This is a genomic window from Pseudomonas sp. 50_B, from assembly GCF_017491625.1.
GTDB classification, from domain to species: Bacteria; Pseudomonadota; Gammaproteobacteria; order Pseudomonadales; family Pseudomonadaceae; genus Aquipseudomonas; species Aquipseudomonas danubii.
On record NZ_JAFGYX010000006.1, the window covers coordinates 39,013 to 52,874 of the forward strand.

The window sequence follows — 13,862 nt, forward strand, 5'->3', positions numbered from 1 at the left end:
GAAGCCGAGCGTGGCCCGAAAGACACCATCCGGGAGATAAAATCGGCGCTCAGTATATCGACCCGACCCAACAAACGTTGGGCCTTATGCACAGTTCGAGAATTCTCCCAAACGCCTCACTCCAGCGCCTTCCAGATCTGCGTGGCGTATTCACGAATGGTCCGGTCCGAAGAAAACCAGCCCATGCGCGCCGTGTTGAGCACCGCCGAACGCCACCATTCCTTGGCGTCGTGCCAACGCTCCTCGACCCGAGCCTGGGCACTCCAGTAGGCATCGAAATCGGCGCAGACCAGGAACCGGTCGTAGTCGATCAGCGAATCGATCAGCGCGGTGTAACGCGACGGATCATCCGGGGAGAACACCCCGCCACGAATCGCCTGCAGCACATCGCTGAGCCGATGGGAGGCGGCGATATCCGGCACCGCGCTGAATTCGCCATTGCGCTTGCGCGCCTCCACCTGCTGGGCGCTGAGACCGAAGATGAACATGTGTTCGGCGCCCACCTGCTCGCACATTTCGACGTTGGCACCATCCAGGGTGCCGATGGTCAGGGCGCCGTTGAGGCCGAACTTCATGTTGCTGGTGCCCGAAGCCTCGAAGCCGGCGGTGGAGATCTGCTCCGACAGGTCGGCGGCGGGAATGATGCTTTCCGCCAGGCTGACGTTGTAGTTGGGCAGGAACACCACTTTGAGCAAGCCACGTACAGTCGGGTCGCTGTTCACCGTACGGGCGATGTCGTTGGTCAATTTGATGATCAGCTTGGCCTGGTGATAACTGGCGGCCGCCTTGCCGGCAAAGATCTTCACCCGGGGCACCCAATCGGTTTCCGGCTCGGCGCGGATCGCCTGGTACAGCGCCACGGTATGCAGCAGGTTGAGCAACTGGCGCTTGTACTCGTGAATACGCTTGACCTGCACATCGAACAGCGCCGCCGGGTTGACCGCGATGCCCAGGCGCTCATGGATGATCGCCGCCAAAGCGCGCTTGCTGTGCAGCCGCTGTTCGGCGAACTGCTTGCGAAAGGCGGCTTTCTCGGCGAAGGGTTCCAGCCCCAGTAGCAGCGCCTCGGGATTGTCCAGCAGCTCGGGGCCCAGGACGTCCACCAGCATTTCGGTCAGTTGCGGGTTGGCCTGATACAGCCAGCGGCGGAAGGTGATGCCGTTGGTCTTGTTGTTGATCCGCTCCGGGTACAGTTTGTGCAGCTCGGAGAACACCGTGCTGCGCATCAACTGGGTGTGCAGGCCGGACACGCCATTGACGCTGTGGGAGCCGAGGAACGCCAGGTTGCCCATGCGCACCCGGCGGCCGTTGTCTTCCTCGATCAGCGACACGGCCCGCAGCACGTCGAAATCATGCAGGCCCTTGGCCCGCAATGAGTCGATGTGCTGGGCGTTGATCAGATAGATGATCTGCATGTGCCGCGGCAGCATGCGTTCCATCAGGCCCACCGGCCAGGTTTCCAGGGCCTCGGGTAACAGGGTGTGGTTGGTGTAGGCCAGGGTGTCCACGGTGATCTGCCACGCCGCATCCCAGGCGATGCCGTGCAGGTCCACCAATTGGCGCATCAGCTCGGCCACGGCAATCGACGGGTGGGTGTCATTGAGCTGGATGGCCGCGTGCTCGCCGAGGCTGAGCACCGAGTCGTGCATGTTCTTGTGGCGCCGCAGCAAATCCTGCAACGACGCCGAGACGAAAAAGTACTCCTGGCGCAGACGCAGTTCCTGGCCCGCCTCGGTGCTGTCGGCCGGGTACAGCACCCGGGAGATGCTCTCGGCCCGGGCCACTTCCGCCACCGCCCCCAGGTGGTCACCGGCGTTGAAACGCTCCAGGTGCAAATCCTCCATGGCCCGGGCCCGCCACAGACGCAAGGTGTTGACGCTGGCCCCACGCCAGCCCACCACTGGAGTGTCGTAGGCCACCGCCCTGACGATCTCCGCCGGCCGCCAGACCTGGCGAATGTTGCCCGCTTCGTCGGTCACGCTGTCGACGCTGCCGCCAAAGCCGATGGAGTAGATCACCTCGGGGCGCTCGAACTCCCAAGGATTGCCGAAATCCAGCCAGTGTTCGGTCTGCTCCTGCTGCCAGCCGTCGACAATCGCCTGGCGGAACAGGCCGTGCTCGTAACGGATACCGTAGCCGTGACCGGCCAGGCCCAGGGTCGACATGCTCTCCATGAAACACGCCGCCAGGCGCCCCAGGCCACCATTGCCCAGGGCCGCATCGGGCTCCAGCAGGCGGATGCGTTCCAGGTCCACCCCCAGATCGGTGAGGGCCTCGCGGGCCACGTCCAGCAGGCCAAGATTGCTCAGGCTGTCAAACAGCAAGCGACCGATCAGGAACTCCAGGGACAGGTAATACACCCGCTTCTGACCCTTGCGGTACATCTGTCGCGTGTGATCCATCCAGTGATCGACCATATGGTCCCGTGCCGCCAGGGCAATGGCCTCGAACCAGTCGTGGTCGAAGGCGTGATCCGGGTCTTTGCCAACCGCGTAGGTGAGTTTGGTCAAGACGGCTTCGCGAAAGGCGGCCACCTCAGCGTCACGAACAAGGGATTCCTGAGTCATCGATACGACCTCTGACGAGATACACAGTGAGCATGGAATGGTCTGAGCCTAGTCGGTCTGACACGGAGCGAAGGCTCTGGTTCGGCGCTGTCTCAAATGGCTCGACTCACGAGAGAGCCTTGCGCGCCTGCGGGGGAAAAAGATGCAGATGCCGTGCCGCCAGGGACTAATCGCAAGGCAGACAAGAAAAATCCGACCTAAAGTCGTTCAAAAATCCACCAGTCCCGGTATGATCGCGCGCCCTGGAACATGCCGGAAAAACCACCTTGATGAAGTCCAACCTGATCGCTGCCGCGGAAATCGACCGTCTCGATACCTGGGCCAAATACTCCGCGCCCATGTGCGGTTCCTGCATGTCCAGCTGCTGCACCCTGCCGGTGGAAGTGAAGATCAAGGACCTGATCCGCATTGGTATCGTCGACGAATTCGAGCGCGGCGAACCGGCGAAGAACATTGCCAAGCGCCTGCAGAAAGAAGGCATCGTCGAGCGCTACAACCAGAAGTCGGAAATCTTCACCTTGCAGCGCATGAGCAACAACGACTGCCTGTATCTGGATCGTAAAAGCCGCCTGTGCACCATTTATGACAAGCGCCCGGACACCTGCCGCAACCACCCGAAGATCGGCCCGCGCCCGGGCTACTGCGCCTACAAGCCCAAGCCCCAGGAGCGCCCGACCAATACCAGCAGTCGAACCCTGGAACGTTTCTGAGCCGCCGCGCCTCACCGCTACTACCACTGCTGTAGCCGCTGCCGAGCTTGCGAGGCTGCGACCGGCTGCGCAGCGGCCGTAAATCCAAGTGGCGCGTAATGCCTGAACGGCTGCAATGGCCGTCTTGCGGCTGCTTTGCAGCCGGTCGCAGCCTCGCGCTGCTCGGCAGCGGCTACATGAACAGGTTTTCTCCAGGCATAAAAAAACGCCCCCGGTCTCGCGACCGGGGGCGTTTTCATTCAGCCGGAACTAAAGACTCAGTTCTTGGCTTTCTTGGCAGCGCGGGTACGCTCGCCTTCGTCCAGGATCTTCTTGCGAAGACGGATGGACTTAGGAGTCACTTCACACAGCTCGTCGTCCTGGATGAATTCCAGAGCCTGTTCCAGGGTGAAGCGAACAGGTGGAACCAGGGCGATGGTTTCGTCTTTACCCGAAGCACGCATGTTGTCGAGCTTCTTGCCCTTGGTAGGGTTGACGCCCAGGTCGTTGTCACGGCTGTTCAGACCGACGATCTGACCGTTGTAGATTTCCTGGCCGTGCTCGACGAACAGCTTGCCGCGCGCCTGCAGGGTTTCCAGGGAGTAGGTCAGGGCCTTGCCGGTTTCTACCGATACCAGGACGCCGTTCTGACGGCCGGACATGTGGCCGGACTTCATCGGAGCGTAGCGATCGAAGATCGAGGTCAGGATGCCTGCGCCGTTGGTCAGGGTCAGGAACTGGTTACGGAAACCGATCAGACCACGGGCTGGAATGTTGTATTCCAGGCGTACACGGCCCTTGCCATCCGGAACCATGTTGCTCAGGTCGCCCTTACGCAGGCCCATTTCTTCCATGACCTTGCCCTGGGATTCTTCAGGGATGTCGATGGTGACGTTTTCGAACGGTTCCTGCTTCACGCCATCCACTTCACGGATGATCACTTCAGGACGGCCAACGCCCATCTCGAAGCCTTCGCGACGCATGGTTTCGATCAGTACCGACAGGTGCAGCTCACCACGGCCGGAGACCTTGAACTTGTCAGCCGAGTCGCCTTCTTCAACGCGCAGAGCAACGTTGTACAGCAGCTCTTTGTCCAGACGTTCCTTGATGTTACGGCTGGTCACGAACTTGCCTTCTTTACCGCAGAATGGCGAGTCGTTGACCTGGAAGGTCATGGAAACGGTTGGCTCGTCGACGCTCAGTGGCTTCATTGCTTCGACAACAGTCGGATCGCACAGGGTGTCGGAGATGAACAGCTCGTCGAAACCGCTGATGCAAACGATGTCGCCAGCAGCGGCTTCTTCAACGTCTACACGGTGCAGGCCGTGGTGACCCATCAGCTTGAGGATACGACCGTTACGGCGCTTGCCGTTGACGTCGATGGCCACAACCGGGGTGTTGGGCTTGACGCGACCGCGAGCGATACGGCCAACGCCGATCACACCCAGGAAGCTGTTGTAGTCCAGAGCGGAAACCTGCATCTGGAACGGACCGTCACGGTCAACGCTTGGCGCTGGCACGTTGTCGACGATCGACTGGTACAGCGGGGTCATGTCTTCAGCCATTTCGGTGTGGTCCAGACCGGCAATGCCGTTCAGGGCCGAGGCATAGACGACTTTGAAGTCCAGCTGTTCTTCGGTGGCACCCAGGTTGTCGAACAGGTCGAAGATCTGGTCCAGAACCCAGTCAGGACGCGCGCCCGGACGGTCAACCTTGTTGATCACCACGATTGGACGCAGGCCGGCTTCGAACGCCTTCTTGGTCACGAAACGGGTTTGCGGCATCGGGCCGTCTTGAGCGTCGACCAGCAGCAGTACGGAGTCGACCATGGACATTACGCGCTCAACTTCGCCGCCGAAGTCGGCGTGGCCCGGGGTGTCCACGATGTTGATGTGGTAGCCGTTCCAGTTGATGGCGGTGTTTTTCGCCAGGATGGTAATACCGCGTTCTTTTTCCTGGTCGTTGGAGTCCATCACGCGCTCGTCGTTGAGCTCGTTGCGCTCCAGGGTGCCGGATTGACGCAGGAGTTTGTCTACCAGGGTGGTCTTACCATGGTCAACGTGGGCAATGATGGCGATGTTGCGTAGATTTTCGATCACTTGTGTATCTCGATCAGAGGATTCGGTGTGCTGACAAATGCTGGCAGCGATTAACAATAGAGTCAGGCCTGGCCGTTACAGCTGGACGGCGGCGTCGGGGGGCCGGTGACGCAAGCCACAGGCGAACATCCCCGGGCACTTAGCTCGGTCTATAAACGCGCACATTGGCATGTCCCTCACTGAGCAGATGGTGAGCATGCAGGCGACTCATGACGCCTTTGTCGCAATACAGCAGGTACTGGCGCGTAGGGTCCAGTTCCTTGAAGCGGGCGTTCAATGCATAGAACGGCAGCGCTTGTACTTCGATGCCAGCAAGCTCCAGCGGGTCGTCTTCCTGGGCATCCGGGTGACGGATGTCGATGACGATCTGACCGGCCAGCGCCTCACTGACTTCTTCAATCTGCAAATCCTGGCCCAACTCGTCGATCACCCGATCGATCGGCACCAGCTTGGCCCGCTCGATCGCACGCTCGAGCACCGCCATATCGAATTCTTTCTCTTCATGCTCGACGCGATGGCGCTTGGCATGGGTCTTGGGGTTCACCGAGATGACCCCGCAGTACTCCGGCATGTGCTTGGCGAAGTCGGCAGTGCCGATCTCTTCGGCCAGGTCGATGATGTCCTGCTTGTGGCTGGCGATCAGCGGGCGCAGCACCAGCTTCTCGGTCACGCAGTCGATCACCGACAGGTTGGGCAACGTCTGGCTGGACACCTGGGAAATCGCCTCGCCGGTCACCAGCGCGTCGATGTGCAGACGGTCGGCGATGCTTGAGGCGGCACGCAACATCATACGCTTCAAAATGACGCCCATATGACTGTTGTCGACTTTGCCGAGAATTTCCCCGAGCACTTCCTCGAACGGCACGCTGACGAACAGCACCCGCTGGGAGCTGCCGTACTTCTTCCATATATAGTGCGCGACTTCCATCACGCCCAGTTCGTGGGCACGGCCGCCCAGATTGAAGAAGCAGAAGTGGCTCATCAGGCCACGGCGCATGACCTGATAAGCGGCGACCGTGGAGTCGAAGCCGCCGGACATCAGCACCAGGGTCTGTTCCAGGGCGCCCAGCGGGTAGCCACCGATACTGTTGTGCTGGCTGTGGATCACGAACAACCGTTGGTCGCGAATTTCCATCCGCACTTCGATTTCCGGCTCTTTGAGGGAAATGCCGGCGGCGCCGCACTGCCGACGCAGCTGGCTGCCGACGTACTTTTCCACGTCCATGGAGCTGAATTCATGCTTGCCGGCACGCTTGCAGCGCACCGAGAAAATCTTCCCGGGCAAGGCCTCGCCGAAGTGCTGCTTGCACTTGGCAACGATGTCGTCGAAGTCGCCCAGCGGGTACTCGTCAACCTGCAGGAAATGCGCGATGCCGGGCATGCAACTCAGGCGCTCGGTCAGCTCCTTCAGGGCCTTGGGCTCGCTGAGGGCGGTTTCCAGCTCGAGGTTGTCCCACACACCATTGACCACCACGGCCGGGTCCAGATCGCGGAGCACGGCACGGATGTTCTTGGCCAACTGACGGATGAAACGCATCCGTACCGGGCGGCTCTTGATGGTGATTTCCGGGAAAACTTTAACGATTAGTTTCATGAAAACTGCGCGCGCTGGGCCAGCCGAAAAAGGGGGGCGCGGATTATAGCGGAAATTGCTCAAGGTTTAACCAATTAATGTGCAGAAGGTTTTAGGTGCACCAAAACGGGTCATTTATCAAAGAAGACGCTACATTGCAGTGCGCCAAATGCCGGCATTACGCCAAATCCGCCGCACAAAGCGTGATTTTGGGGCAGAAAACCCATCTCGGGGCACTGGCATGCAATTTGCTCCCTTGTGAGGCAGGTTGCCATGGCAGAGTATTCGCGCCGGCATCACCCACATTCTAAGGGCACTCCAACACCAAGCCCGAAGCCACCCGGAGGACACTATGTCGAAGTCGGTTCAACTCATCAAAGATCATGACGTCAAATGGATTGATCTGCGCTTCACTGACACCAAGGGCACTCAACATCACGTGACCATGCCGGCCCGTGATGCGCTGGATGAAGACTTCTTCGAATCCGGCAAGATGTTCGACGGTTCCTCCATCGCTGGCTGGAAAGGCATCGAAGCCTCCGACATGATCCTGATGCCGGACGACGAAACCGCCGTGCTGGACCCGTTCACCGAAGAACCGACCCTGATCCTGGTCTGCGACATCATCGAACCTTCGAGCATGCAAGGTTACGACCGCGACCCACGCGCCATTGCCAAGCGCGCCGAAGAGCACCTGAAAGCCACCGGCATCGGCGACACCGTATTCGCCGGTCCAGAGCCAGAGTTCTTCATCTTCGACCAAGTGAAATTCAAGTCCGACATCTCCGGTTCCATGTTCAAGATCTACTCCGAACAAGGTTCCTGGATGTCCGACCAGGACATCGAAGGCGGCAACAAGGGCCACCGTCCAGGCGTCAAAGGCGGCTACTTCCCGGTTCCACCGTTCGACCACGACCACGAAATCCGTACCTCCATGTGCAACGCACTGGAAGAAATGGGCCTGACCGTCGAAGTTCACCACCACGAAGTGGCGACTGCCGGCCAGAACGAAATCGGCGTCAAGTTCAACACCCTGGTGAAGAAGGCCGACGAAACCCAGACCCTGAAATACGTCGTGCACAACGTGGCCGACGCCTACGGTCGTACTGCCACCTTCATGCCTAAGCCACTGTACGGCGACAACGGCTCGGGCATGCACGTGCACATGTCGATCTGGAAAGACGGCAAGAACACCTTCGCTGGCGAAGGCTATGCCGGCCTGTCCGACACCGCTCTGTACTTCATCGGCGGCATCATCAAGCACGGTAAGGCCCTGAACGGCTTCACCAACCCGGCCACCAACTCCTACAAGCGTCTGGTTCCAGGCTTCGAAGCCCCGGTCATGCTGGCCTACTCGGCACGCAACCGTTCCGCTTCGATCCGTATTCCTTACGTGTCGAGCCCTAAAGCCCGCCGTATCGAAGCCCGTTTCCCGGACCCGGCTGCCAACCCATACCTGGCCTTCGCTGCTCTGCTGATGGCCGGCCTGGACGGTATCCAGAACAAGATCCACCCTGGCGACGCCGCTGACAAAAACCTGTACGACCTGCCGCCTGAAGAGGCCAAAGAGATCCCACAAGTTTGCGGCAGCCTGAAGGAAGCCCTGGAAGAGCTGGACAAAGGTCGTGCGTTCCTGACCAAAGGCGGCGTTTTCAGCGACGACTTCATCGACGCTTACATCGCCCTGAAAAGCGAAGAAGAGATCAAGGTCCGTACCTTCGTGCACCCACTGGAATACGAGCTGTACTACAGCTGCTGATCCGGTAGCGCCGGCGCAAGCCGCGTGATCGAGAGGCCTCCTTCGGGAGGCCTTTTTTATGCCCGCGCATTTGCCCTGCCCGGGGTGGTTGCGTGCATCATGGGCGCCGCCCTTCTCTTATCTGCCGAGCCCGCCCATGACTTCGCGCCTCAACTTGTGCCTCGCCCTGACCTGCAGCCTGCTCACCACAGCCGCCTGCGCCACCGAAGCCCCCGCCGCTCTCGCCCCGTTGCTCGGCAGCATCGGCGAACGCCTGGCCATTGCCGATCAGGTGGCCCTGAGCAAATGGGACAGCCACAAGGCTGTCGAGGACCGTCCTCGGGAACAGCAGGTGATTGCCGGCGCCACGGCCCAGGCCGCCACCTATCACCTGAGCGAGGAAAGGGTTGGGCAGTTCTTCGCCGCCCAGATCGAAGCCAACAAACTGGTGCAGTACGCCAGGCTGTCCAGCTGGCACCTGCAAGGCCGGGCGCCAGACACCCCGCGCCAGGACCTGGCCGGACAGATCCGACCACAACTCGATCAGTTACAAAAACGTCTGCTGCAGCAACTGGCCGACTTCAGCCCCCATGCCGGCGATCGCCAATGCCCGCAATGGCTGGCCCAGGCCAATCAGGCCGCCAGCCGCGACCCGCTGCAGCGGCTGGCAATGGTCCGCGCCACCGCTGAGTTATGTGTGTTCAAAGGTTAACCGCGCCCGCGTCCAGCCTCGCGCCGCCCTATGCTGAGCCTTTCAACCGCGAACCTGTAAAGGGCTGGAATCACCGTGATGCGCGTCGCAGCTTTTTGCCTGCTGTGGATAACGGCGCTGCCCGCCAGCGCAGAACCTTACGCCCAACTGCAGTTGCAGGGCGTGCCAGAGCACGGCGCGCTGCGGGCCAACAACGGCAGCTTCAAGGTGCAGGTGGCGCTGGTGCCGGACTTGCAGCCGCAGCATCACCTGCGCCTGCTGCTGGACGATCAGGCGTATGGCGCCCCGAGCCGGGGCCCCGAGTTGCCGCTGGTGAATATTGACCGCGGCCAACATCGTCTGGCCGTGCAGGTCCTCGACGGCGCGAAGGTGCTGCAACAGAGTCCGAGCATCACCTTCACCCTACTGCGAGCCCATCGCCGCTGAGTGCAAACCTCAACCGCGCACCACCCCGCTGGCCAGCAGCTTGGCGATAGTCGGCTCATCCAGCCCCAGCCCCTGCAGTACCGCACGGGTATCCTGGCCCAGGGCCGGCGGAACCGTCCGATAGCTAGCCGGGGTTCGCGACAGCTTCACCGGCGAACCTATGCCGCGGTAACCATCGAGTTCCACCAGCAGACCGCGATGCCGGGCATGGGGATGAGTCACCACCTGATCCACCGTAGCAATCGAACCACAAGGCACTCCCAAGCCAATCAGCCGCGGTGCCAGCGAGGCCCCATCGTGGGCAACCAGATGCCGCTCCAAAGCCTGTTTCAAGGCTTGGCGATTGACCGAGCGCTGGCCGTTATCGGCAAAGCGCGGGTCTTCCAGCAACTCGCTGGCCCCCAGTTCCAGGCATAGCGTGGCGAACTGTCGATCATTGCCAACCGCGAGGAAAATCGGTTCGCCGGCAGTGCGATAGCTGTCGTAAGGGGCGATGTTGGGATGGGCATTTCCCGTGCGCTTCGGGGGCTTGCCGGAAGCGAAATAGTTCGGCAGATGGGGGTGCAGCAGGGAGACGCCGCAGTCATACAGGGAAATATCCAGGGACTGCCCAAGGCCGCTGCGCTGACGCTCGTTGAGGGCCAGGAGAATCCCCGCCAACGCATTCAGGCCAGTGACCATATCGACGATCGGCAAGCCGATGCGCAGTGGCCCGCCCTCGCCTTCGCCGTTGACACTCATCAAGCCGGCCATGGCCTGGATCACCGCGTCATAGCCGGGTAAGCCGCCCAAGGGACCATCGGCGCCAAAGCCAGAGATCGCGCAATGAATCAACCTCGGGAAACGCGGGCTCAGCACCTCCTGAAAACCGATGCCCCAGCGTTGCAGGGTGCCGGGCTTGAAGTTCTCCACCAACACATCGGCGCCTTCCAGCAATTGCATCAGCAGGGCCAGGCCCTCGGTGCGCGACAGGTCGACGGCAATCCCCCGCTTGTTACGGTTGATGCCGCGAAAGTATGAGGCGTCATCGCCTTCGAACGGTGGCCCCCAACCCCGGGTTTCATCGCCACTCAAAGGCTCCAGCTTGATGACTTCGGCGCCGTGGTCGGCCAGGGCCTGGGTACAGTAGGGACCGCCCAGCACGCGGCTCAGATCAATGACTTTCAGGCCCGCCAGGGCCCCTTGAGCAAGGTTCATCCAGATACTCCGCACATCGGAAAGGGCCGGCCAATCAGGCCGGCAGCAGTTGCATGGCCTCGGCTTGTGACAGCGGGCTCTCATTGGCCAGGCGCGCCAGCAGCTCGGCATCGATAGCCGACTCCAGGCTCAAGGGGTCCCGTGGCAGCACCTTGTGCGCCAGCACCAGATGAGCCAGGCCCAGGCGTCGATAATCCGGAGCCTGACGCACAGCTTCCCAGGCCATGAAAATCGCGCTGGTCAGGTGATACAGCACGCTGCCGAACTGACGCACCTGCTCATCCCGGCGTTGCTGCGCCACCGTATGGAAGCCTGTGACCGTGCGCAGCAGCGCCGAATCGAACAGCCTGCGGCTGGCGTCCGGCAGATCGGCCTCGGCCAGCAGTGCCGCCAGATAACCTTGCAAGGCTTCCAGCGCCTGCTCACGGGTCACCGCCCGGGCAATGTCCAGGGCGACGATATTGCTGGTGCCCTCCCAGATCGAACCCAGATGGGCGTCGCGCACCAGCCGGGCATCGCTCCACTCCTCGATGTAGCCAACCCCACCTCGCACCTCCATGGCATCGCCGGTGACCCGCCGAGCGTCGCGGCAGGCGCGGAACTTGATCAGTGGCGTAAGAATCCGCACACATTTACGCGCCGCCTCGTCACCGCGATCAGCCCGAGGCAGCAAACTGGCGATCTGCATGAACATCGAGCGCGCCTGCTCGGTGGGCAGCATCATCTTCAGCAACTGCCGCTGCATCAGCGGCATCTCGATCAGATGCTTGCCGAAGGCCCGGCGCTGGCGGGCGATGAACAGCGCTTCGTTGACCCCGCGGCGCATCAGCCCCGCTGCCCGCACGCCGTTGGACAGCCGCGACATGTTGACCATGTCGGCCATCTGCTGGAAGCCGCGGCCGACCTTACCGATCAGGTAGGCGCTGGCGCCTTCCAGGGTGATCTCGCCACTGGCCATGGAGCGACTGCCCAGCTTGTCCTTCAGGCGCTGGATCCGGTACTGGTTGCGCGAACCGTCGGCCAGGACTTTCGGCAGCAGGAACAGGGTGACCCCGGCCATGCCCGCGGGCGCCTGTTCCGGGCGCGCCAGGACCATGGCCAGGTCGGCATCCGGGTTGGAACAGAACCATTTCTCGCCGTACAACCGCCATTGGCCGTCTTCCAGCCGGGCGCGGGTTTCGGTGCGCGAAACATCGGAGCCAGCGGCCTGCTCGGTCATGAACATCGCCCCCTGGAACAACTCGTCGAAATCCTGGGACTGCAGTCGCGGCAGATAACGCTGCACCAGCTCAGGCGTGCCGAACTTGCGCAGGGTGCGGGCTAGGGAGTCGGTCATGCTCACCGGGCAGCACAGGCCGAACTCGGCCTGGACGAACAGATAGGTCAGGGCGTACTTGACCAGTGGCAGCGGGCCGTCAGGGCGATGGCTCATGGAGGCCAGGCCCAGCTCGGCGTAAGCCACCCGCTCCAGGGCGATGTAGTCCGGATGCTTGGCAATGCTCTGCAGGTTCTCGCCGCGGCGGGTGCGGGGCTGCAATACCGGCGGGTGCTTGTCGGCGGACAGGGCCAAGACATCGAGCTCGCCACCGGCCCGGGCCCCCAGGCGCTGCAAGGTCGGCAGCCACTGCTGATAGACCTCCGGCGGCAGGTAGACCTTGAGCAATGCGCCCAGGCCGGCGTCGCAGTCAAACAGGTTGAGGCCACGGCTATCAGGGATGTTCAGGCGGTCTTCAATAGGGCGGGGCTCGGCGGTCATGGCGCGTCTCCTGATTTTTGTAGGCCGAGACTAGAGCCGCCATCGATAAGTATCTAATACAAAATCCATCCACTACGATAAGAAAACCAGATCGTAGAAGGCAGGCTCCTCATGGACCTCAAACAACTGCGTTACTTCGTCGCCGTGGCCGAGGAGCTGCACTTCGGGCGCGCCGCGGAGCGTCTGTGCATTTCGCAACCGGCGCTGAGTTTCGACATCAAAAAGCTTGAAGGGCAACTGGATATCCAGTTGCTCAACCGCAACAACAAGTCCGTGAGCCTGACCAACGCCGGCCAGGTGCTGCTGGGCGAGGCGCGCTACCTGCTGCTGCGGGCCGACCAGGCACGACGCCTGACCCAGCGCTCGGCCGAAGGTTTTGCCGGGCGCCTGAGCGTGGGTTTCGTCAACTCGATCCTGCACCGCAGCCTGCCCCAGGCGGTCAAGGCCTTCGAGCGTGATCATCCGGACACCGAGATCGTGCTGATGGAAATGAACAGCGCCGCCCAGGCCCAGGCCCTGCAGCGGGGCCAGATCGATATCGGTTTCGTCCACGGTGGCACCTTCGCCGCCGGTATCCACAGCGAGATACTGCTGGCCGAACCCTTTCTCTGCTGCCTGCCCCAGGGCCACCGACTGGCCGGGCAGGCGCAGGTCGACCTGAGGCAATTGGCCCATGATGATTTCATCCTGTTTCCACGGGAGGTCTCGCCCCACTACCACGACCTGATCATCGCCCGCTGCGTGGCCGCCGGATTCAGTCCGCGCATTCGTCACGAGACTCGGCTCTGGCAAACCGTGGTGGCGATGGTGGCCCATGAGATGGGGGTGGCGCTGGTGCCCCAGACCCTGGCACTGCTCGGCCAGCCGGGGGTGAGTTACTGCGAAATCGAAGGCCGGGGGGCGCCTTCGGAGATTATGGCGATCCATCGGGCGGACAAACCTTCGGCCGCCGCCGACAGTTTCCTCGCCCTGTTCAGATCCCTGCTGCAAGCAGCCGCCACAGGGGCCTGAGCAGGGCGCGGCGATACGAAATCACGTATCAAACCATAAGATTTAATCATTATATTTTTCGATTCCTGCCTGTATAGGCTCCCAGCGGTCGGGT

The 13,862-nt window shown here is 61.6% G+C and carries 10 protein-coding genes; 5 read left to right on the forward strand and 5 right to left on the reverse strand.

Annotated elements, in window-relative coordinates:
* Positions 1 to 116: 116 nt before the first annotated feature.
* Positions 117 to 2,567 carry a glycogen/starch/alpha-glucan phosphorylase gene (locus J5M73_RS10255; RefSeq protein ID WP_102862751.1) on the reverse strand — a complete coding sequence of 817 codons (2,451 nt, stop codon included), beginning with the start codon at positions 2,565 to 2,567 and terminating at the stop codon, positions 117 to 119.
* Positions 2,568 to 2,833: 266 nt separating this feature from the next.
* On the opposite strand from J5M73_RS10255, the gene J5M73_RS10260 reads away from it, so the two are divergent.
* Positions 2,834 to 3,277 (forward strand): YkgJ family cysteine cluster protein, encoded by a 444-nt coding sequence (locus J5M73_RS10260; protein ID WP_180988553.1) that lies wholly within the window; start codon positions 2,834 to 2,836, stop codon positions 3,275 to 3,277.
* 257 nt (positions 3,278 to 3,534) lie between these two features.
* On the opposite strand, the gene typA is transcribed toward J5M73_RS10260, so the two are convergent.
* Together typA and thiI are read right to left on the reverse strand one after the other, a co-directional pair.
* Positions 3,535 to 5,355 (reverse strand): translational GTPase TypA, encoded by a 1,821-nt coding sequence (gene typA, locus J5M73_RS10265; protein WP_025130242.1) that lies wholly within the window; start codon positions 5,353 to 5,355, stop codon positions 3,535 to 3,537.
* A 139-nt stretch (positions 5,356 to 5,494) separates the two neighbouring features.
* Positions 5,495 to 6,949 carry a tRNA uracil 4-sulfurtransferase ThiI gene (thiI, locus tag J5M73_RS10270; RefSeq protein ID WP_102862749.1) on the reverse strand — a complete coding sequence of 485 codons (1,455 nt, stop codon included), beginning with the start codon at positions 6,947 to 6,949 and terminating at the stop codon, positions 5,495 to 5,497.
* A gap of 331 nt (positions 6,950 to 7,280) precedes the next feature.
* On the opposite strand from thiI, the gene glnA reads away from it, so the two are divergent.
* The 3 genes from glnA to J5M73_RS10285 all read left to right on the forward strand — a co-directional run bounded on the left by glnA (position 7,281) and on the right by J5M73_RS10285 (position 9,804).
* Positions 7,281 to 8,687, forward strand: a complete 1,407-nt coding sequence (gene glnA / locus J5M73_RS10275; protein WP_016965623.1) for a glutamate--ammonia ligase — start codon at positions 7,281 to 7,283, stop codon at positions 8,685 to 8,687.
* Between the two features lie 136 nt (positions 8,688 to 8,823).
* Positions 8,824 to 9,378: a chorismate mutase gene (locus J5M73_RS10280; RefSeq protein WP_102862748.1), complete on the forward strand. Its 555-nt coding sequence runs from the start codon at positions 8,824 to 8,826 to the stop codon at positions 9,376 to 9,378.
* A gap of 78 nt (positions 9,379 to 9,456) precedes the next feature.
* Complete coding sequence (locus J5M73_RS10285) at positions 9,457 to 9,804, forward strand: hypothetical protein (protein WP_243433754.1); 348 nt, start codon at positions 9,457 to 9,459, stop codon at positions 9,802 to 9,804.
* A gap of 9 nt (positions 9,805 to 9,813) precedes the next feature.
* Here the strand turns inward: J5M73_RS10285 and J5M73_RS10290 are convergent, their stop codons facing one another.
* Together J5M73_RS10290 and J5M73_RS10295 are read right to left on the reverse strand one after the other, a co-directional pair.
* A complete protein-coding gene (locus J5M73_RS10290; RefSeq protein WP_102862747.1) occupies positions 9,814 to 11,001 on the reverse strand; it encodes a CaiB/BaiF CoA-transferase family protein in 1,188 nt (395 codons plus the stop codon).
* Between the two features lie 34 nt (positions 11,002 to 11,035).
* A complete protein-coding gene (locus tag J5M73_RS10295) occupies positions 11,036 to 12,757 on the reverse strand; it encodes an acyl-CoA dehydrogenase family protein (RefSeq protein WP_102862746.1) in 1,722 nt (573 codons plus the stop codon).
* Between the two features lie 111 nt (positions 12,758 to 12,868).
* On the opposite strand from J5M73_RS10295, the gene J5M73_RS10300 reads away from it, so the two are divergent.
* On the forward strand, positions 12,869 to 13,768 hold the full coding sequence (locus J5M73_RS10300) for a LysR family transcriptional regulator (protein WP_102862745.1): 900 nt from the start codon (positions 12,869 to 12,871) through the stop codon (positions 13,766 to 13,768).
* Positions 13,769 to 13,862 lie beyond the last annotated feature (94 nt).

Bases quoted from the DNA above. Each gene is read 5' to 3' on its own strand.
- J5M73_RS10295 (WP_102862746.1), bottom strand. From the start codon at position 12,757: ATGACCGCCGAGCCCCGCCCTATTGAAGACCGCCTGAACATCCCTGAT.
- J5M73_RS10290 (WP_102862747.1), bottom strand. From the start codon at position 11,001: ATGAACCTTGCTCAAGGGGCCCTGGCGGGCCTGAAAGTCATTGATCTG.
- J5M73_RS10285 (WP_243433754.1), top strand. From the start codon at position 9,457: ATGCGCGTCGCAGCTTTTTGCCTGCTGTGGATAACGGCGCTGCCCGCC.
- thiI (WP_102862749.1), bottom strand. From the start codon at position 6,949: ATGAAACTAATCGTTAAAGTTTTCCCGGAAATCACCATCAAGAGCCGC.
- glnA (WP_016965623.1), top strand. From the start codon at position 7,281: ATGTCGAAGTCGGTTCAACTCATCAAAGATCATGACGTCAAATGGATT.
- J5M73_RS10300 (WP_102862745.1), top strand. From the start codon at position 12,869: ATGGACCTCAAACAACTGCGTTACTTCGTCGCCGTGGCCGAGGAGCTG.
- J5M73_RS10280 (WP_102862748.1), top strand. From the start codon at position 8,824: ATGACTTCGCGCCTCAACTTGTGCCTCGCCCTGACCTGCAGCCTGCTC.
- J5M73_RS10255 (WP_102862751.1), bottom strand. From the start codon at position 2,567: ATGACTCAGGAATCCCTTGTTCGTGACGCTGAGGTGGCCGCCTTTCGC.